This is a genomic window from Streptomyces sp. NPDC054863 (assembly GCF_053610825.1).
Map to the genome: position 1 here is coordinate 1 of NZ_JBSGZD010000158.1, position 17,790 is coordinate 17,790.

The 17,790-nt window shown below is 68.5% G+C and carries 17 protein-coding genes; 5 read left to right on the top strand and 12 right to left on the bottom strand.

The window, feature by feature from the left end; translation table 11 throughout:
* Window positions 1-33 precede the first annotated feature (33 nt).
* Window positions 34-591: a YbjN domain-containing protein gene (locus ACWGIG_RS24590; protein WP_453323820.1), complete on the bottom strand. Its 558-nt coding sequence runs from the start codon at window positions 589-591 to the stop codon at window positions 34-36.
* 194 nt (window positions 592-785) lie between these two features.
* Window positions 786-3,410: an ATP-dependent chaperone ClpB gene (gene clpB / locus ACWGIG_RS24595; RefSeq protein WP_453323821.1), complete on the bottom strand. Its 2,625-nt coding sequence runs from the start codon at window positions 3,408-3,410 to the stop codon at window positions 786-788.
* Between the two features lie 141 nt (window positions 3,411-3,551).
* Between clpB and ACWGIG_RS24600 the strand changes: the two genes are divergently transcribed.
* Window positions 3,552-3,956 carry a pyridoxamine 5'-phosphate oxidase family protein gene (locus ACWGIG_RS24600; protein WP_453323822.1) on the top strand — a complete coding sequence of 135 codons (405 nt, stop codon included), beginning with the start codon at window positions 3,552-3,554 and terminating at the stop codon, window positions 3,954-3,956.
* Between the two features lie 121 nt (window positions 3,957-4,077).
* Here ACWGIG_RS24600 and ACWGIG_RS24605 read toward each other — a convergent pair whose 3' ends face one another.
* Complete coding sequence (locus ACWGIG_RS24605) at window positions 4,078-4,416, bottom strand: (2Fe-2S)-binding protein (RefSeq protein ID WP_453323836.1); 339 nt, start codon at window positions 4,414-4,416, stop codon at window positions 4,078-4,080.
* Entirely contained in the window at window positions 4,413-4,553 is a 141-nt protein-coding gene (locus ACWGIG_RS24610) for a hypothetical protein (RefSeq protein ID WP_453323823.1), read from the bottom strand. The genes ACWGIG_RS24605 and ACWGIG_RS24610 overlap by 4 nt, the downstream gene beginning before the upstream one ends.
* Window positions 4,554-4,758: 205 nt before the next feature.
* Between ACWGIG_RS24610 and ACWGIG_RS24615 the strand changes: the two genes are divergently transcribed.
* Together ACWGIG_RS24615 and ACWGIG_RS24620 are read left to right on the top strand one after the other, a co-directional pair.
* On the top strand, window positions 4,759-5,736 hold the full coding sequence (locus tag ACWGIG_RS24615; RefSeq protein WP_453323824.1) for a helix-turn-helix transcriptional regulator: 978 nt from the start codon (window positions 4,759-4,761) through the stop codon (window positions 5,734-5,736).
* Between the two features lie 108 nt (window positions 5,737-5,844).
* A complete protein-coding gene (locus tag ACWGIG_RS24620; protein WP_453323825.1) occupies window positions 5,845-6,423 on the top strand; it encodes a hypothetical protein in 579 nt (192 codons plus the stop codon).
* Between the two features lie 45 nt (window positions 6,424-6,468).
* On the opposite strand, the gene ACWGIG_RS24625 is transcribed toward ACWGIG_RS24620, so the two are convergent.
* The 8 genes from ACWGIG_RS24625 to ACWGIG_RS24660 form a co-directional block, all read right to left on the bottom strand.
* Window positions 6,469-6,690 (bottom strand): hypothetical protein, encoded by a 222-nt coding sequence (locus ACWGIG_RS24625; protein WP_453323826.1) that lies wholly within the window; start codon window positions 6,688-6,690, stop codon window positions 6,469-6,471.
* A 153-nt stretch (window positions 6,691-6,843) separates the two neighbouring features.
* Window positions 6,844-7,464, bottom strand: a complete 621-nt coding sequence (locus ACWGIG_RS24630) for an RloB family protein (RefSeq protein ID WP_453323827.1) — start codon at window positions 7,462-7,464, stop codon at window positions 6,844-6,846.
* A complete protein-coding gene (locus ACWGIG_RS24635) occupies window positions 7,442-8,617 on the bottom strand; it encodes an AAA family ATPase (protein ID WP_453323828.1) in 1,176 nt (391 codons plus the stop codon). The genes ACWGIG_RS24630 and ACWGIG_RS24635 overlap by 23 nt, the downstream gene beginning before the upstream one ends.
* 305 nt (window positions 8,618-8,922) lie before the next feature.
* A complete protein-coding gene (locus ACWGIG_RS24640) occupies window positions 8,923-9,381 on the bottom strand; it encodes a heat shock protein transcriptional repressor HspR (RefSeq protein ID WP_453323829.1) in 459 nt (152 codons plus the stop codon).
* A 7-nt stretch (window positions 9,382-9,388) separates the two neighbouring features.
* Window positions 9,389-10,570 carry a molecular chaperone DnaJ gene (gene dnaJ / locus ACWGIG_RS24645; protein WP_453323830.1) on the bottom strand — a complete coding sequence of 394 codons (1,182 nt, stop codon included), beginning with the start codon at window positions 10,568-10,570 and terminating at the stop codon, window positions 9,389-9,391.
* A gap of 35 nt (window positions 10,571-10,605) precedes the next feature.
* A complete protein-coding gene (gene grpE, locus ACWGIG_RS24650) occupies window positions 10,606-11,268 on the bottom strand; it encodes a nucleotide exchange factor GrpE (RefSeq protein ID WP_453323831.1) in 663 nt (220 codons plus the stop codon).
* The gene (gene dnaK, locus ACWGIG_RS24655) at window positions 11,268-13,145 is read right to left on the bottom strand and encodes a molecular chaperone DnaK (RefSeq protein ID WP_453323832.1); all 1,878 of its coding nucleotides are present in this window, start codon (window positions 13,143-13,145) and stop codon (window positions 11,268-11,270) included. The genes grpE and dnaK overlap by 1 nt, the downstream gene beginning before the upstream one ends.
* A 209-nt stretch (window positions 13,146-13,354) precedes the next feature.
* On the bottom strand, window positions 13,355-14,431 hold the full coding sequence (locus tag ACWGIG_RS24660; protein WP_453323833.1) for an LCP family protein: 1,077 nt from the start codon (window positions 14,429-14,431) through the stop codon (window positions 13,355-13,357).
* A 288-nt stretch (window positions 14,432-14,719) separates the two neighbouring features.
* Between ACWGIG_RS24660 and ACWGIG_RS24665 the strand changes: the two genes are divergently transcribed.
* On the top strand, window positions 14,720-15,250 hold the full coding sequence (locus ACWGIG_RS24665) for a sugar transferase (RefSeq protein ID WP_453323834.1): 531 nt from the start codon (window positions 14,720-14,722) through the stop codon (window positions 15,248-15,250).
* 222 nt (window positions 15,251-15,472) lie between these two features.
* A complete protein-coding gene (locus ACWGIG_RS24670) occupies window positions 15,473-17,740 on the top strand; it encodes a (Fe-S)-binding protein (RefSeq protein WP_453323835.1) in 2,268 nt (755 codons plus the stop codon).
* Window positions 17,741-17,790 lie beyond the last annotated feature (50 nt).

Sequence of the window (17,790 nt, forward strand, 5' to 3'; positions counted from 1 at the left end):
GGCCTCCGTCATGCGCTGCGTGCGGCCGGAGCCTCAGGCCCCGCCGTTGCTCTCGCCGTTGTTCTCGCCCTTGTCGGCGTCGCCCTCGGCGGAGTCGACGTCCTTCTCCAGGCCGAGCTGCTCGACGACCCACTTGTCGAACTCGATGGAGGCGCGGACCCAGCTGACCGTGGACGAGACGAAGTGCTCCAGCGAGACACCCGTCCCGATCAGCATCTGCGCCTCACCGATGAGGCGGACGGAGCCGTCGTCGTGCGTGTGGCTGTAGACCTTCGGCCACAGGGTGCGGCGGTTCCAGTCGTCGAGGAGCTCCAGGAGCTGGAGCTTGTCCTCGATGCTGTGCGGCCGGTCGTAGAACGTACGCACCGAGAAGACCTGCTGGTCGTCCTCGCCACGGAACATGAAGTACGTGCGGAACTCTTCCCACGGCGCGGCGAGGTCACCCTCGTCGTCGACGACGTACTTGAGCTCCATCTGGTCGAGCAGCTGCTTGACCAGGTCCTGGTCGGGGACGACGGGGCCCGCCGGACCTTCGGCCTGCGGTTCGGGCTGACCCCCGAAATTGGGGATCGAGGAGGGGTCGATGGACACCGTGATTTCCCTTCGTACGGTTCCGGTCATCCTCTCCCATCCCGGGAGGGTCAACGCAAGCCCACCGGGGCACGATCCGCTGCGCGCTGAAAGAACGCCGCAAATCGCACCCCTTGAGGCCGCTCGCACCCCTTACAGCTTCTTCTCCGTGGAGACCCGCGCCTTACAGCTTCTTCTCGGTGGAGACCCGCGCCTTACAGCTTCTTCTCCGTGGAGACCCGGGGCCCGCCGCCCGTCGCCGGGCCGACGAGCAGCTCGTCCCCGACCCGCTCCACCCTCACCGTGTCGCCGTCCTTGACCTCTCCGGCGAGGATCTCCTTCGCCAGCCGGTCGCCGATCGCCGTCTGGATGAGACGGCGCAGCGGCCGGGCGCCGTACGCCGGGTCGTTGCCCTCCTCGGCCAGCCAGGCCAGGGCCTCGGGAGTGACCTCCAGGGTCAGCTGACGGTCGGCGAGGCGCTTGGCGAGTCGGCCGACCTGGAGCTCGGCGATGTGCGCCAGCTCTTCCTTGTTGAGGGCGGAGAAGACCACCAGATCATCGAGCCGGTTCAGGAACTCCGGCTTGAAGGAGGACCGCACGACCTCCAGCACCTGCTGCTTCTTCACTTCCTCCGCCGTCGCCGGATCCATCAGATACTGGCTGCCGAGGTTCGACGTGAGGATCAGGATGGTGTTGCGGAAGTCCACGGTCCGCCCCTGGCCGTCCGTGAGCCGTCCGTCGTCGAGGACCTGGAGCAGGACGTCGAAGACCTCCGGGTGTGCCTTCTCGACCTCGTCGAGGAGCACGACGCTGTACGGGCGCCTGCGCACGGCCTCGGTGAGCTGGCCGCCCTCCTCGTACCCGACGTAGCCGGGCGGGGCCCCGACCAGCCTGGCCACGCTGTGCTTCTCCCCGTACTCACTCATGTCGATGCGGACCATGGCCCGCTCGTCGTCGAAGAGGAAGTCCGCGAGCGCCTTCGCCAGCTCCGTCTTGCCGACACCGGTCGGCCCGAGGAAGAGGAAGGAGCCGGTGGGCCGGTCGGGGTCGGCGATCCCGGCGCGCGTACGCCGAACGGCATCCGACACCGCCTGCACGGCCTCGCTCTGCCCGATCAGCCGCCTGCCGAGCTCCTGCTCCATGCGCAGCAGCTTCTGCGTCTCGCCCTCAAGGAGCCGCCCCGCCGGAATCCCGGTCCAGGACCCGACGACGTCCGCAATATCATCCGGACCGACCTCCTCCTTCACCATCGTGTCGACCTCACGGACCTCCGCCTCTGCGGCGGCGGCCTCCTCCAACTCCCGCTCCAGGCCCGGGATTTCCCCGTACAGAAGCTTCGAGGCAGTGTCGAAATCACCATCCCGCTGAGCCCGCTCCGCAGTCCCCCTCAGCTCATCCAGCTTCTCCTTCAGCTCACCCACCCGGTTGAGACCCTGCTTCTCCTTCTCCCAACGTGCGTTGAGGCCGCGCAGTTCCTCCTCCTTGTCGGCGAGGTCGCGGCGCAGCTTCTCCAGACGCTGTACGGAACCGGCGTCGGTCTCGCTCTTGAGCGCCAGCTCCTCCATCCGCAGCCGGTCCACGGACCGCTGGAGCTCGTCGATCTCGACCGGGGACGAATCGATCTCCATCCGCAGCCGGGACGCCGCCTCGTCGACGAGGTCGATCGCCTTGTCGGGCAGGAAGCGGGAGGTGATGTACCGGTCGGAAAGGGTGGCCGCGGCGACCAGCGCGCTGTCCGCGATCACCACCTTGTGGTGCGCCTCGTACCGCCCCTTGAGCCCGCGCAGGATCGCGATGGTGTCCTCGACGGACGGCTCGGCGACCAGCACCTGCTGGAAGCGGCGCTCCAGCGCCGGGTCCTTCTCGATCCGCTCGCGGTACTCGTCCAGCGTCGTCGCACCGACCATGCGCAGCTCGCCGCGCGCCAGCATGGGCTTCAGCATGTTCCCGGCGTCCATGGCGGAATCACCGCCGGCCCCGGCCCCCACCACCGTGTGCAACTCGTCGATGAACGTGATGATCTGCCCGTCGCTCTCCTTGATCTCGGAGAGGACGGTCTTCAGCCGCTCCTCGAACTCGCCGCGGTACTTGGCCCCGGCGACCATCGCGCCCAGGTCCAGCGAGATCAGCTTCTTGTTCTTCAGCGACTCGGGGACGTCGCCCTTCACGATGCGCTGGGCGAGTCCCTCCACCACGGCGGTCTTCCCCACCCCCGGCTCACCGATCAGCACCGGGTTGTTCTTGGTACGGCGCGACAGCACCTGCACCACCCGCCGGATCTCCTGGTCACGGCCGATGACCGGGTCCAGCTTTCCGTCGCGCGCGGCGGCCGTGAAGTCGGTGCCGAACTTCTCCAGGGCCTTGTACTGGCCCTCCGGGTCCGGAGTGGTCACCCGGCGCCCTCCCCTGCTCTTCTCGAATGCGTCGAGCAGCTTGTCCGCGCTCGCGCCCTGGTTCTTCAGTACGTCGGCGGCCCGACCGCCCTTGGCGGCCAGCCCGATCAGCAGATGCTCGGTGGACAGGAACTCGTCCCCCAGCTCCTTCGCGCGCTGCGCGGCGTCGGCGACGACTGCCAGCATCTCGCGGTCGGGCTGCGGCGGCGACACCGTGGACCCGGTCACGCTGGGCAGCGCCGACAACAGCCGCTCGGCCCCGGAACGCACCACTGCCTGGTCCGCCTCGACGGCGGCCAGCAGATCGGTGATGTTCTCGTTGTCCTGGCCCTCCAGCAGGGCGAGCAGCAAGTGCGCGGGGGTCAGATCGGGGTGGCCGTCGGTGACGGCCCGGTGGGTGGCCGCGGTGATCGCGTCCCGGCTCCTGTTGGTCAGCTCGGCTTCCACGTCTGCTCTCTCCTCCTGAACACTGCCGACAACCTACGAGCCGCCCTCTACGGCCCTTCCTCCATGACTCTTCCAACGTGCACAAAGTTGAGTCTATTCCACTCAGCTTTACGCGGTCGCGGCCGGGCTAGGCTCCGCGCCATGGCAATCGACATAAGCAACCCGAGTCCCGAGTACCGCGCCTTCTGGAGTGCACACCACTACTGCACCCTGACTACCCCGAGGGCGGACGGCTCGCCACACGTGGTGCCGGTGGGAGTCACCTACGACCCCGAGCAGGGCGTCGCCCGGGTGATCTGCTCCGGCAGCAGCCGCAAGGCGGCCCACGTGCGGGCGGCGGGCGAGGCGGGGGCGCGGGTGGCGGTGTGCCAGGTGGAGCGCGGGAAGTGGGCCACGCTGGAGGGCGTCGCGCGCGTACGCACGGATCCGGCCGAGATCGCGTACGCGGAAAAGCGCTACGAGGAGCGCTACGGGCGCACCCCCCGCGAGAATCCGGAACGGGTCGTCATCGAGATCACCCTCGACCGCGCCATGGGCAACGCGTAACGCGTGCGCCCACTGCCCCCCCACACCCACGCAGCACAGCGGCGCCCTCGTGTTCAGGTTCACGAGGACGCCGCTGTGTGGGGGAAGCGCCGATGCGATCAGTTACGACGGGGGAATCGCATCAGGCACTGCGGGGGGTGGTCATGCGCGAGGCGGAGCGGGGAACGCTCTCCGCCTCGAAGAGCTGGTGGTCGGACTTCTCAAGGTTCACGAAGATGTTGCCGTACCGGATCTCGCACCGGATCGGCTGCGGGGCGCCCCGGGGCCGGCGAAGACACCGGTAGGCCCGGACGTCCTCGTCCTGCTCGCGAACGACCAGGATCGGATCGCCGAAGAGGGTCACCATCAATGAGTCGCCGCGCTCGGGGATGGCGGAGACGAGATCGATGAGGTGCCATCCGCCGCGGATGACTCTGGCCATTTCACGTCTGAAGGACGGGTCGTCCGACGGCATGATCAGCCCCAGCCCAGGTCGTCCTCGGCGAGGCCCCAACCGGGCTCCTCACCCGCAACGAGGCCCCAGCCCAGGTCCGGCTCGCTGTCTGCCTGCACCACACCCCAGCCGAGGTCCGGCGACGGCGCCACCGCACTGTTCAAGCCAGTTCCCACTCCGAGCGCGAGTCCCGCAGCAGCAGCGGTGACAAGCACTGAGCGAAGGATTCTCTTACGCATAGTCGGCTTCGTCCTCACTTGGTGGTTTCCCTCAACCCCGTGGTGAAGACGATGGCTCATCCAGGCACGTCAACACCACCGGGCCGATGCATCATGTTCTTGTACGTACAGGACCCTGGGGGGTGGACATATGCCAGAAGAGGGCGGGAAAACGACACATCGTCACGCCGTCAGCAATTTGTGCGAGGACGGGGCACGCCTTTACGCCACTGCCCTGCGCACCGGGCGAATAGCCCGCATCGAGGTGCGGACCGCGCCCTGCCTGATGGAGTACGCGCTGCTGCATCCTGATCCGGACGACGCCAACTGGCTCCGTCCGGTTCCGCCTTCGGCCGCACTCGGTCAGTTGCTGCACCCCATAGAACGCGAGATGCAGGATCGAAGACTACTGTCCGTTCAACTCGCTGACGCATTTGAGCCGTTCATGGCCATCAGCGCTCAGGCCCCGGCGACGGGCCATGCCGTCACGGTTCTTGAGGGAATCAAGCGCATCAACGACGCCCTCGACCTCGCCGCTGCGGAGTGCCAGTCGGAGGTCCTGACGATTCAGCCTGGCGGCGGCCGACGCGAGGACATCCTCGAACAGGCCCTGGAGCGCGGCAGACCGCTCGTCGACCGCGGCGTCTCCATGCGTACGCTCTACCAGCACACCGTGCGGCACAGTCAGGGCACCCTGGCCTACGCGGAGCGGATGGCCCAGGGCCGGGTAGAGATCCGCACCCTGGAAGAGCTCGTCGACCGGCTGATGCTCTTCGACCGAACGGTCGCGTACATCCCCGTCAACGAGGACCGCCAGATCGCGCTCGAACTCCGCCACCCGGCCCTGGTCGCCTACCTGGCCCAAGTCTTCGAACAGTTCTGGCGGCGCGCCGTGCCCCTCCTGGAGCCGGTCTCCTACGACCCCACTCCCAACGGCATCTCCGGCGTCCAACGCTCCATCGCCAAACTCCTCATCGAGGGTTACGTCGACGAAGCCATCGCCCGCCGCCTGGGCATGAACGTCCGCACCTGCCGCGCCCACATCGCCAAACTGGCCGCAGCCCTGGGCAGCGGCAGCCGGGCCCAGCTCGGCTACCTGATCGCCCGCTCGGACATCCTCAACGCCTAGCGGCGGGGGCCGCCCCGCCCCACTCCCGCCCCGCCTCACGCCCCGCCCCTCCGGCCCCGCCCCGACCGGCACACCCGCCCCGCCCCGACCGCGCCGAAGGACCACCCCATGAACGACACCGTCGAGCCCCCCGCAGACCACGAGGCCGGCGCCAGGGCCGCCTCCGGGGCCGACGAGCCCCGCACCCCGCCAGGACCCACCGTGGACACCCTGTTCGGCGAGATCGCCGTCCGGCTGGACGGCCAGGACCGGCTGACCGTCGAGGGCGAGCAGATCCCCGCCGTCGTCCTGGAACGCGACCCCGCCTCCGAGACCGACCCGCTGATCGCCATCGGCACCCGCGATCCGGCCGCCCTGACCATGTACATCGACGGCACCGAGGCCAAGGTCACCCCCGCCAAGGGCAAGCTGCGCAGGCAGACCTACCGCATCGACGTCGAGCACGACGGAGTCCACTACCGTCTGGAGCCCGCCTCCGTCCCCAGCAGCAAACTGACCCGCGACGGCACCTACCTCGGCGACTTCTCCTCCGACGGCGACGAAACCGTCATCGCCGAATGGCGCGAGGACGCCGAAGTCCGCCCCGCCGACGCCTCGGTCGGCTACGCCCTCGCCTCCGCCTTCGGCACCGGCGGACAGCCCGTGTGGATGATGCTCGTCGACGCGGTCAGCGCGGCGCTGCCGTAGGACCGGCAGACCGAAACCCACGCACGGAGCCCCGGCCCAGCCGGATCACCCAGGGCAGGACAGCGGCACTGTCGCCCCCGCTTCGTCCGGGCCGACGGGCAGGACCCTTACCTTGCTCGCCGGGACGGGGAAGCTCTCCTGAGTCCTGGCGTCCCAGAGGGTCAGCTTGCCGTCGACCGTTCCGAAAGAGGCGTACACCTTGGCCGGGTCCAAAATCTGGCCGTCGGCGGGGAGCGTGCGGAGCGATACGACGGGGGTGACACACACGGGCTGCGGTCTCGGTGGCGAGGGGATGCGAATGGGGGGGCGATATCCATCCGGAGCCGGGGCGGCCGGGCCACCGGTGCACTCGCCTGTGGTACGCCCCGACGCAGCGGTGCGAGGCGCGCACCTGGCCTCGCTGCTGGACGGCCGCCCCGGTCATCCCCGCCCCACCGCAATCACCTCCAGCAGCCGCCACACCCCGCTCGCCGGATTCACTTCGTGCTCCTTGCCCGCCGGTGCGAGCGCACGGGCCCGGCGGGCGGCGTCGCGCCAGCGGTCGGCGAAGTGGCGGAAGTCGATGCGGGTCTTGTCGTAGCGGGGCAGGTGCCGGGACAGGTGGGGCACAAGCTGGGCGTACGAGCCCGCGTACGCGCCATGGTCGGCGAAGTGCAGCAGCAGCCACAGCTCGAAGCACGGGTTGGAGACCGCCACTTCGACGCCCCGCAGCGCCGCGTCGGCGACCGCCTGAGGTACGTCCACGAACTCGTCCATGTCGAAGACGCACCACGCCTCGTCGAAGTCCTCGCGCGCCCGGTCCCGTAAATCCGCGGTGTAGGTGACCAGTTGAGACGGTGCGCACGGCCGTTCCACCAGCCGGAGTGAGACCGCCGGATTGGCGGCCATGGCCTTGAAGCCCTTCAAGTACGCGGTCTCCGTGACCCGCGCCCCGCACACCACCAGCAGCCGCTTGCGGGGCTCCCGCCGCCCCGCCCGCCGCGACAGATCCGTCTCGAACGTCGGCGTCCGCCGCCCGCTAGCCTTCGGAGTTCTCGCCACCGCAGTCGTCCCCCCTGGCCGCAACCGCGTCCGCGAACCGTTCATCGTTGAGGAACGGCACGGCGCCGTAACTGCCGCCCAGATAGCGGCGTTCCCGGTTCTCGTCCTGGCGGGGCTTGAAGTCCGAGAGCGGAAAGAGCGTCGTCTCTCCGTACTCGTCCTTCTCCACGAACCACACCTGGTCCCGCTTGAGGACGTCGTCCCCGCCGCTGCGTCCGAGCAGGCTGGCGTCGTGGGTGGTCAGCAGGAGCTGGGCACCCCGGGGGTTGGTGGCCTGGTCCTGGAAGAGTCGGATGAGGTGGGAGGTGAGACGGGGGTGAAGACTGGCGTCGACCTCGTCGACGACCAACATTCCGCCTTTCTCAAGGGAGTTGAGGACTGGTCCGGCATAGCTGAGAAGAACGCGGGTGCCTTCGGACTGGTCTTCCAGGCCGAGTCGCACGCGGCCTTGGCGCCCTCGCTGCTCGATCCAGACCTTGCGTCCCAGATCCCTTCGGAAACTGGCCAAGGCCCTTTCACGTACACCGGCGTCCACCTGCCGGTCCGGTTCCAGGCCCACGTCCTCGATCCCCAAATCAGCCGCGCGGAGCAAGGCCACCACTGCTCGGGACTGCTTCCGGTCCTCCAGCAAGGCCCTGCTTTCCAGCGCCACCCCCCCGAAGACCCTGCTGACGAAGTTGTCTTCATCACCGACACGGAAGAGCACGAAATCACGGAACCACTCATACACCGGCTGCACCGCCGCCTGGTTGGAACGGGCCGCCACCGACATGAACAGTGCGTTCGGCGCAGTGATGTTCCTGACCAGGTCGAGCTCCCGGCGGGCCACTCCGTCTCCGTACGTGAATTCGTCCCCACTCCGGTGGAACACCTTCGCCCTGCGCCCCTTCGGGTAGCTGTAGAGCCACTCGTCGAGCACTCGCTCCGAATCCAGGCTCAGCCCGTAGGTGTGTCGAACGCCGTCCAGTAGCAGGTCCACCACGTACCAGGACGGTTCGTCGACTGCCTCCACGTCAAGTGCGAACGCGTGGCGCTCTATGCCCCCGCCCGGCTCGGCGCCCTGGTGCGAGGAAGTCACCATGCGCACCATGAACCGCAACGCATCCACCACGTTCGACTTCCCCGAAGCATTCGCGCCGAACAGCGCCGCCACCGGGACCGCGTCCCACTCCGTCCCCCCGGGACGGTCCGCCTCGTACACCGGGCTCAGACCGAGCGTCTGCTCCTCCCGAAGCGAGCGGTGATTGGCCACCCGGAAATTCAGTAGCACTCCGACCACCTCCTTTCAGGGGTTACCTTCCCGATTGTGCAAGAAAGTCACACGCTTGCGCGCCAGGCCACACAGTAGAGGCCACCACCGCACCCCGCCAGCTCGGTCGAGACCCCCGCCAACGACGTGTGGGGCCGGCAAGCACCGCAGTGCTTTCCGGCCCCACACGTCGAAACCCGTCCGTACGCCTACCCCTGCGACTCCCCCGACCGCCGAGGCCTCCACACCACCAGCGCACTCGCCTGCTGTACGTCCTGGTAAGGGACCAGGTCGCGGCGGTACGAGGCGTGGACCTGGGCCTCGCGTTGCTGGAGGGTGGCAGCCGCGCCGTCCACCGCCGCCGAGAGTTCGGCGACGCGGGACTGGAGGGCGGCGACCTGGTGCTCCAGCTCGATGATGCGCTTGATGCCGGCCAGGTTGATGCCCTCGTCCTGCGACAACTGCTGGACGGTGCGCAGCAGTTCGATGTCGCGGGCCGAGTAGCGCCGACCGCGCCCGGCCGTGCGGTCCGGGGAGACCAGGCCGAGGCGGTCGTACTGGCGCAGGGTCTGCGGGTGCAGGCCGGAGAGCTGAGCGGCGACCGAGATGACGTACACCGGTGACTCGTCGGTCAACTCATAGGGATTGGTGCGTCGTCGGCCGTCCATCGCTCTCCTATGCTCCCTTCGCGTCCTGGAAGAGTGCGGCCCGCGGGTCTTCGCCCGCCGTGGCCTCACGGTAGTTCTCCAGGGCTTCCCTGGCCTTGTCGTTCAGTTCGGTCGGTACGGCGACCTCGACGGTGACCAGGAGGTCGCCGCGGGTGCCGTCCTTGCGGACCGCGCCCTTGCCGCGGGCCCGCATGGTGCGCCCGTTGGGCGTGCCCGCGGGCAGCTTCAGGGTGACCGGCGGGCCGCCGAGGGTGGGGACCTCCACATTGCCGCCGAGCGCCGCCTCCACGAAGGCGACGGGCACGGTGACGGTGAGGTTGTCGCCCTTGCGGCCGAAGACGGGGTGCGAATCGACGTGGACGACGACGTACAGGTCGCCTGCCGGGCCGCCCCGTTCACCGGGGGAGCCCTTGCCGCGCAGGCGGATGCGCTGGCCGTCCGTGACCCCGGCGGGGATGCGGACCTGCATCGTGCGGGAGGACTTGGCGCGGCCGGAACCCTTGCAGATCTCGCAGGGGGTCTCGGCGATGAGGCCGCGGCCCTTGCAGTCCACGCAGGGGTCGGTGAGGGAGAATCCGCCACCGCCGCCGCGCGAGACCTGCCCGGTGCCGACGCAGGTCGGGCACACGCGGGGCGTGCCGTTCTTGTCGCCGGTGCCGGAGCACGCCTTGCAGGGGGCCTGGGAGGACATCCGGAGCGGGACGGTGGCGCCGTCCACGGCCTCGGTGAAGCTGAGGGTGACCTCGGACTCGATGTCCTGGCCGCGACGGGGCTGCGTGCGCGCCCCCGTACCCCCGCGGTTGAAGAGGCCGCCGAAGACGTCCCCTATGCCGCCGCCGAAACCGCCGGGCTGTCCGCCACCGCCGGCTGCGCCGCCGCCGAAGAGGTCGCCCAGGTCGAAGTTGAACGAACCGCCGCCCGCTCCACCGGGACCGGGGCGGAAGCCGCCGTTCCCGAAGAGTGCGCGGGCCTCGTCGTACTCCTTGCGCTTCTTGGCGTCACCGAGGATGTCGTTCGCCTCGGAGATCTCCTTGAAGCGCTCCTCGGCCTCGGCGTTGCCCTTGTTGGCGTCCGGGTGGAACTCGCGGGCGAGCTTCCGGTACGCCTTCTTGATCTCGGCCTCGGTGGCGTCCTTGGGGACGCCGAGAACCTTGTAGTAGTCCTTCTCGACGAAGTCCTTAGTGCTCATTCCTCGACGTCCCTCCTCTCGGACTCCTCGACACGTCAGCCCTTTTCGGGGCCACCGCTCTCCTCAGCGTCCTCGGTGTTCTCTTCGCTCTTCTCGGCGGTCGCGCCCGGCTGGGGCTCGGCCACCGCGACCCGTGCGGGTCGGATCGTACGCTCGCCGATCCGGTAGCCCGGCTGCAGGATCGCCACACAGGTCGTCTCGGTGACGTCCGGTGCGTACGAGTGCATCAGGGCCTCGTGGATCGTCGGGTCGAAGGGCTCGCCCTCCTTGCCGAACTGCATCAGGCCCATCTTCGCGGCCACGGTCTCCAGCGATTCGGCCACCGACTTGAAGCCGCCGACCAGCTCGCCGTGCTCCCGTGCCCGGCCGATGTCGTCGAGCGTCGGGAGGAGCTCGGTCACGAGGTTCGCCGCGGCGATCTCCTTGACCGTGATCCGGTCCCGCTCCACGCGGCGACGGTAGTTCTGGTACTCGGCCTGGAGCCGCTGGAGGTCGGCCGTGCGCTCGGTGAGCGCCATCTTGGCCTGGTCCAACTGGGCAACGAGCGCGACGTCCTTGGCGGCGCCTGCGTCCCCGGCCGGGGCCGCCGAGCCCTCCTCCACGGGGGAGGAAGGGGTCTCGGCGGCCTTCGGCTCGGCGTCATCCGCGCCGGAGGGGACGTCGGGCTTCTCCTCGAAGCCCGGAGTCTCCTCCTTCATCAGGCAGCGCCACCCTTCTTGTCCTTCTCGTCGTCGACGATCTCGGCGTCGACGACGTCGTCATCGGCCTGCGCCTGACCGGCGCCCGGGGCCGCACCCTCGGCGCCCGGGGCACCCTGGGCGCCCTGCGCGTCGGCGTACATGGCCTGGCCCAGCTTCTGCGAGACCGCGGCGACCTTCTCCGTCGCCGTGCGGATCTCGGCCGTGTTCTCGCCCTCGGCACTCTCGCCGCCCTTGAGCTTCTCCTTCAGCTCGGCGACGGCGGTCTCGACCTCGGTCTTGACGTCGGCCGGGACCTTGTCCTCGTTGTCCTTGAGGAACTTCTCCGTCTGGTAGACGAGCTGCTCGGCCTGGTTGCGGGTCTCGGCGGCCTCGCGGCGCTTGTGGTCCTCGTCCGCGTACTGCTCGGCCTCTTCGCGCATCCGGTTGACCTCGTCCTTCGGCAGCGAGGAGCCACCGGTGACGGTCATCTTCTGCTCCTTGCCGGTGCCGAGGTCCTTGGCGGCGACGTGCATGATGCCGTTGGCGTCGATGTCGAAGGCGACCTCGATCTGCGGCACGCCGCGCGGGGCCGGCGGCAGACCGGTCAGCTCGAACATCCCGAGCTTCTTGTTGTACGCCGCGATCTCGCGCTCGCCCTGGTAGACCTGGATCTGCACGGACGGCTGGTTGTCCTCGGCCGTCGTGAAGATCTCGGAGCGCTTCGTCGGAATCGTGGTGTTCCGCTCGATGAGCTTGGTCATGATGCCGCCCTTGGTCTCGATGCCCAGGGACAGCGGGGTCACGTCGAGGAGCAGGACGTCCTTGACCTCACCCTTGAGGACACCCGCCTGGAGCGAGGCGCCGATGGCGACGACCTCGTCCGGGTTGACGCCCTTGTTGGCCTCGCGGCCACCGGTGAGCTCCTTGACGAGCTCGGCCACGGCCGGCATGCGGGTCGAGCCGCCGACGAGAACGACGTGGTCGATCTCGGAGAGCGCGATGCCCGCGTCCTTGATGACGTTCTGGAAGGGGCTCTTGCACCGCTCCAGCAGGTCGGACGTGAGCTGCTGGAACTGGGCGCGCGTGAGCTTCTCGTCCAGGTGCAGCGGGCCCTCGGCGGACGCCGTGATGTACGGGAGGTTGATCGACGTCTCGGTGGAGGACGACAGCTCGATCTTCGCCTTCTCCGCGGCTTCGCGCAGACGCTGGAGAGCCATCTTGTCCTTGCCCAGGTCCACGCCGTGGTTGCCCTGGAACTGCTTCACCAGGTAGTCGACGACGCGCTGGTCCCAGTCGTCACCACCGAGGTGGTTGTCACCGTTGGTGGCCTTCACCTCGACGACGCCGTCACCGATGTCCAGGAGCGACACGTCGAAGGTGCCGCCACCGAGGTCGAAGACGAGAATGGTCTGGTCGTCCTTGTCGAGGCCGTAGGCCAGGGCGGCGGCGGTCGGCTCGTTGACAATACGAAGGACGTTGAGGCCCGCGATCTCACCGGCCTCCTTCGTCGCCTGACGCTCGGAGTCGTTGAAGTACGCCGGGACGGTGATGACCGCGTCGGCCACCTTCTCGCCCAGGTAGGACTCGGCGTCGCGCTTCAGCTTCTGCAGGATGAAGGCGCTCATCTGCTGCGGGTTGAAGGACTTGCCGTCGAGGTCGATGCTCCAGTCAGTGCCCATGTGGCGCTTGACCGAACGGATCGTCCTGTCGACGTTGGTGACCGCCTGGCGCTTGGCGACCTCGCCGACGAGCACCTCGCCGTTCTTGGCGAAGGCGACGACGGACGGCGTGGTCCTGGCGCCTTCGGCGTTGGTGATGACGGTGGGCTCGCCGCCTTCCAAAACGCTGACGACGGAGTTCGTCGTGCCCAGGTCGATGCCGACCGCACGTGCCATTTCAATTCCTCCTGCAGTTCTTACTTGAGTGGATCTGACTCAAGGATGCATCACCCACTCGCAGGAGTCAACAGACCTGAGTCGGCACGACTCAACTTGTCAGCCCTTATCTCGCTCATACACCCCGCATCAGGGCGCTGACCTGCATCTTTCTCCGCATCTTTCTCGTACAGAACGGCTTGAGCACGCCTGCCCACAGGGCCCTGCGGTCACTCGTACTCGTCGTGGACCGGCTCGAACTCCGGCTCCGCCGGTTCCTCGGCCGGTTCCTTCCGCGCCGCCTTCAGCGCGGCCAGCACCGGCTTGTCCTTCTTCACGGCGTCGAACACCCGCCGCGCCTCGGGCTGTTCGAGGTCGAGCCGGTACCAGTGGTCGGGCGCCTGGTGGTGCGGCAGCGTGGTGAAGGTGAGCGCGCCGGGCGGCAGCGCACTGATGCTGTCCGCGACCTCGTACAGCTCGTCGAGCGAGTCGAGCCCGGAGTCCGCGGTCAGCGCGGACGTCGCCGCGTCCAGCACCGGGTAGAGGCGGGCCGGGTTGGCGAGGGTGCCGTTGTTGCGGATCTTGGCCGCGAGGCGGTTGGCGAAGTCCTGCTGGCGGCCGATCCGGTTGAGGTCGCTGCCGTCCCCGACGTACTGCCGGGCCCGGACGTAGCTCAGCGCGTCCTCCCCCTTCAGCAGGTGCCGTCCGGTGCCGAGGTCGAGCCCCACGTTCGGATCGTGCTCGGGCTTCTTGAGGTCGACCTCGACGCCGCCCACCGCGTTGATGATCTTCGTGAAGCCCTTGAAGTCGACGATCAGGTGGTGGTCGATCCGGATGCCGGTCAGCTTCTCCAGCGTACGAATCGTGCAGGCGGCGCCGCCGAACTGGAAGGCCCAGTTGAACTGGGCGTTCTGCTCGACGCTGTAGCTCCCGTCCTCCCGCCGGCACCTCGGCATGTCCACCCGCAGGTCGCGCGGCACGCTGAGCACCTCGGCGCGCTTCCGGTCGGCGGCCAGGTGCAGCAGCATCACCGTGTCCGAGCGCTCGCTGCCGGCCTCCTTCCGGTAGTCGGAGCCGAGCAGCAGGATGTTCTGAGCCTTGCCCCCACCCTTGGCCGGGCGGTCGGCGCCGTGCTCGGCGAGTACGGCCTCGGTCGCCTCGTCGGTACGGATATTGCTGTCGATCTTCCGGTACGCGAGCCAGCCCGCGACCCCGGCCAGGCCGACGAGCAGGGCGAGGCCACCGCACACCAGCCGGAGGGTGCGCCGGGCCCTGAGGCGCGCGGCCAGGCCGGACAGTTTCGGCATCTGCGCCACTCCTCAAGCCCCCGGCGTCGACGCCGGGGCCGGGTGCGGCCCGTCGTGTCCGGCGCCGAGCAGCCGCCCACGCCCCTGCCCGCACCAGCGGGAGCCGCGGAACCCGGCCCCTCCTGTCACCACGGCACGCATGCCACAACCACCTCTCCGAGCTTCGCCGACCTGAGAGACGCGCACGCGTGGCGCCGCCGTCCACCGGTGTTCATCGTGCGAGAGTCATTGCCATAAAACCGACTATTTGCATGAAGTCGGACAAAGATCCCACGAAAGGATGCGGCGATGCGGTCGCTGTCCGCGAAACGCGCACTCGATCTGGCAGGGAGCCTGCTCCTCCTGCTGCTGCTCGCGCCCGTACTGGCCACGACCTGCGCCGCCGTGATCCTCACCTCACCCGGCGGCGCATTGTCCCGACAGCCCCGGGCGGGTCTGCGGGGCGAGCCGTTCCTGATGCTGAAGTTCCGCATCGACCCCCGCGCCGCCGCGGTCGGCCGGCTGCTGCGCCGCCTGTCCCTGGACGAACTCCCCCAGCTGATCAACGTCGTACGCGGCGAGATGTCCTTGGTGGGACCACGCCCGCTGCCACTGAAGGACTCCGGCCCCGGCCCCCACTCCCCGGGCCTGTCCCGCGGCCGGCTGGCGGTCCTGCCGGGCATGACGGGACTGTGGCAGGTCAGCGGCCGGTCCGATCTCCCCTGGGACGAGATGGTGCTGCTGGACCTGGAGTACGTCGATACGCACTGCCTGGCCGTCGACCTCGGCATCCTGGCGCGGACCGTCCCGGCGGCGCTGACGGCACGGGCCGCACACTGACGCTCCCGCCACCGGAGCACCGGTGAGGGTTGCCTGAGCGACGCAGATCACCGCCCGCCTGGATACTGTGCGACGGCATAAGTGGGTAATCTCAGCTCGACTGGATAAGTTACCGCTTAGTAATCAAGTGTCGCTCAGCAACCAGGCCTGAGGCCCCGGGATTCCCGGAGATGCTCCAGGCAACCCCCGTTACCCACCCTCGCAGGCCCGAGGAGCCCCCAAATGCAACTCGCCGCGATCATCGTGTCGCTGGTCCTCATGGCAGTCGGCGTCGCGCTGTTCGGCCGTGCGATCTTCCAGATCTATCGCTTCGTACGGCTCGGACAGCCCGTGCCCGCCGGCACCCGTACCGACAACCCGTGGCAGCGCGCGGTCACCGTGGCCAAGGAGTTCCTCGGCCACACCCGGATGAACAAGTGGGGCGTCGTCGGCGTCGCGCACTGGTTCGTGGCGGTGGGCTTCCTCACGCTGCTCCTGACGATCGTGAACGCCATCGGCCAGCTCTTCCAGGCCGACTGGATCCTGCCGATCATCGGCGACTGGGCCCCGTACAACATGTACGTGGAGTTCATGGGCACGATGACCGTCCTCGGCATCCTGGCCCTGATCGTCATCCGGCAGCTGAACCGGCCGGGCGGGGCGGGCCGCAAGTCCCGCTTCGCGGGCTCCAACACCGGCCAGGCGTACTTCGTCGAGTCCGTCATCCTGATCGTCGGCATCTGCATCTTCACGCTGCACGCCCTGGAGGGCGCCCAGCACCACGTCGACTCGTACGAGGCGTCCTTCTTCATCTCGTACCCGGTCCTCGCCTGGTTCCGCGGCATGGACCTCTCCACGCTGCAGACCCTCACGTACTTCTTCGCGGGTCTGAAGATCGCCACGTCCTTCACCTGGATGATCACGGTCGCGCTCAAGACCGACATGGGCGTCGCCTGGCACCGCTTCCTGGCCTTCCCGAACATCTTCTTCAAGCGCAAGGCGGACGGCGACGTCGCGCTCGGCGCGCTGCTGCCGATGACGACCGGCGGCAAGGAGATCGACTGGGAGGACCCGGCCGAGGACGCCGTCTTCGGCGTCTCCCAGGTCGAGCAGTTCAGCTGGAAGGGCATCCTCGACTTCTCCACCTGCACCGAGTGCGGGCGCTGCCAGTCGCAGTGCCCGGCCTGGAACACGGGCAAGCCGCTCTCCCCCAAGCTCCTGATCATGTCCCTGCGCGACCACGCGCACGCCAAGGCGCCGTACCTGCTCGCAGGCGGCGGCAAGGACGCCGAGGGCAACGAGAAGGCGACCCCCGAGCAGCTCGCGGACGTACCGGCAGCGGCCCTCGCCGAGGCCGAGCGCCCCCTCATCGGCACGCTCGAAGAGAACGGCGTCATCGACCCGGACGTCCTGTGGTCCTGCACCTCCTGCGGCGCCTGCGTCGAGCAGTGCCCGGTGGACATCGAGCACATCGACCACATCGTCGACATGCGCCGCTACCAGGTGATGATCGAGTCCGCGTTCCCGTCCGAGGCGGGCACGATGCTCAAGAACCTGGAGAAGAAGGGCAACCCCTGGGGGCTCGCCAAGAAGGCGCGCGTCGAGTGGACGAAGGAGGTCGACTTCGAGGTGCCGATCGTCGGCAAGACGATCGACGACCTCACCGAGGTCGAGTACCTCTACTGGGTCGGCTGCGCGGGCGCGCTCGAAGACCGCGCCAAGAAGACCACCAAGGCCTTCGCGGAGCTGCTCCACATCGCGGGCGTGAAGTTCGCGATCATGGGCGGCGACGAGAAGTGCACCGGTGACTCGGCCCGCCGCCTCGGCAACGAGCCGCTCTTCCAGCAACTGGGCGCCGAGAACGTGTCCATGCTGAACATGGCGTACGGCGAGGACGACGAGGACGAGTCGACCAAGAAGCCCAAGTCGTCGAAGAAGATCGTCGCGACCTGCCCGCACTGCTTCAACACGATCGCGAACGAGTACCCGCAACTGGGCGGCGAGTTCGAGGTCATCCACCACACGCAGCTGCTCCAGCACCTCATCGACGAGGGCAAGCTGATCCCGGTGACCCCGGTCGAGGGCCTCATCACCTACCACGACCCCTGCTACCTGGGCCGTCACAACAAGGTCTACACGCCCCCGCGCGAGATCATGTCCGCCGTCCCCGGCCTGCGTCAGCAGGAGATGCACCGCCACAAGGAACGCGGCTTCTGCTGCGGCGCCGGCGGCGCGAGGATGTGGATGGAGGAGCGCATCGGCAAGCGCATCAACAACGAGCGCGTCGACGAGGCCCTCTCCCTCAACCCGGACATCGTCTCCACCGCCTGCCCCTTCTGCCTCGTCATGCTCACGGACTCCGTGAACGGCAAGAAGAACGACGGCAAGGCCAAGGAGTCCCTCACCGTCGTCGACGTGGCACAGCTGCTGCTCGACTCGGTGAAGACCCCGGTCGAGCCGTCGGACTCCGCCGAATCGGCGGACGCACCGGAGCCGGAGCCGGTGAAGTAGTACATACGGCGCGTACGCACGTACGCACGCGTGAGCGGCCGGTTCTGCCT

Bases quoted from the DNA above. Each gene is read 5' to 3' on its own strand.
- ACWGIG_RS24640 (WP_453323829.1), bottom strand. From the start codon at position 9,381: ATGGACGGCCGACGACGCACCAATCCCTATGAGTTGACCGACGAGTCA.
- dnaJ (WP_453323830.1), bottom strand. From the start codon at position 10,570: ATGAGCACTAAGGACTTCGTCGAGAAGGACTACTACAAGGTTCTCGGC.
- ACWGIG_RS24660 (WP_453323833.1), bottom strand. From the start codon at position 14,431: ATGCCGAAACTGTCCGGCCTGGCCGCGCGCCTCAGGGCCCGGCGCACC.
- grpE (WP_453323831.1), bottom strand. From the start codon at position 11,268: ATGAAGGAGGAGACTCCGGGCTTCGAGGAGAAGCCCGACGTCCCCTCC.
- ACWGIG_RS24620 (WP_453323825.1), top strand. From the start codon at position 5,845: ATGAACGACACCGTCGAGCCCCCCGCAGACCACGAGGCCGGCGCCAGG.
- ACWGIG_RS24600 (WP_453323822.1), top strand. From the start codon at position 3,552: ATGGCAATCGACATAAGCAACCCGAGTCCCGAGTACCGCGCCTTCTGG.
- ACWGIG_RS24665 (WP_453323834.1), top strand. From the start codon at position 14,720: ATGCGGTCGCTGTCCGCGAAACGCGCACTCGATCTGGCAGGGAGCCTG.
- ACWGIG_RS24615 (WP_453323824.1), top strand. From the start codon at position 4,759: ATGCCAGAAGAGGGCGGGAAAACGACACATCGTCACGCCGTCAGCAAT.
- ACWGIG_RS24670 (WP_453323835.1), top strand. From the start codon at position 15,473: ATGCAACTCGCCGCGATCATCGTGTCGCTGGTCCTCATGGCAGTCGGC.
- dnaK (WP_453323832.1), bottom strand. From the start codon at position 13,145: ATGGCACGTGCGGTCGGCATCGACCTGGGCACGACGAACTCCGTCGTC.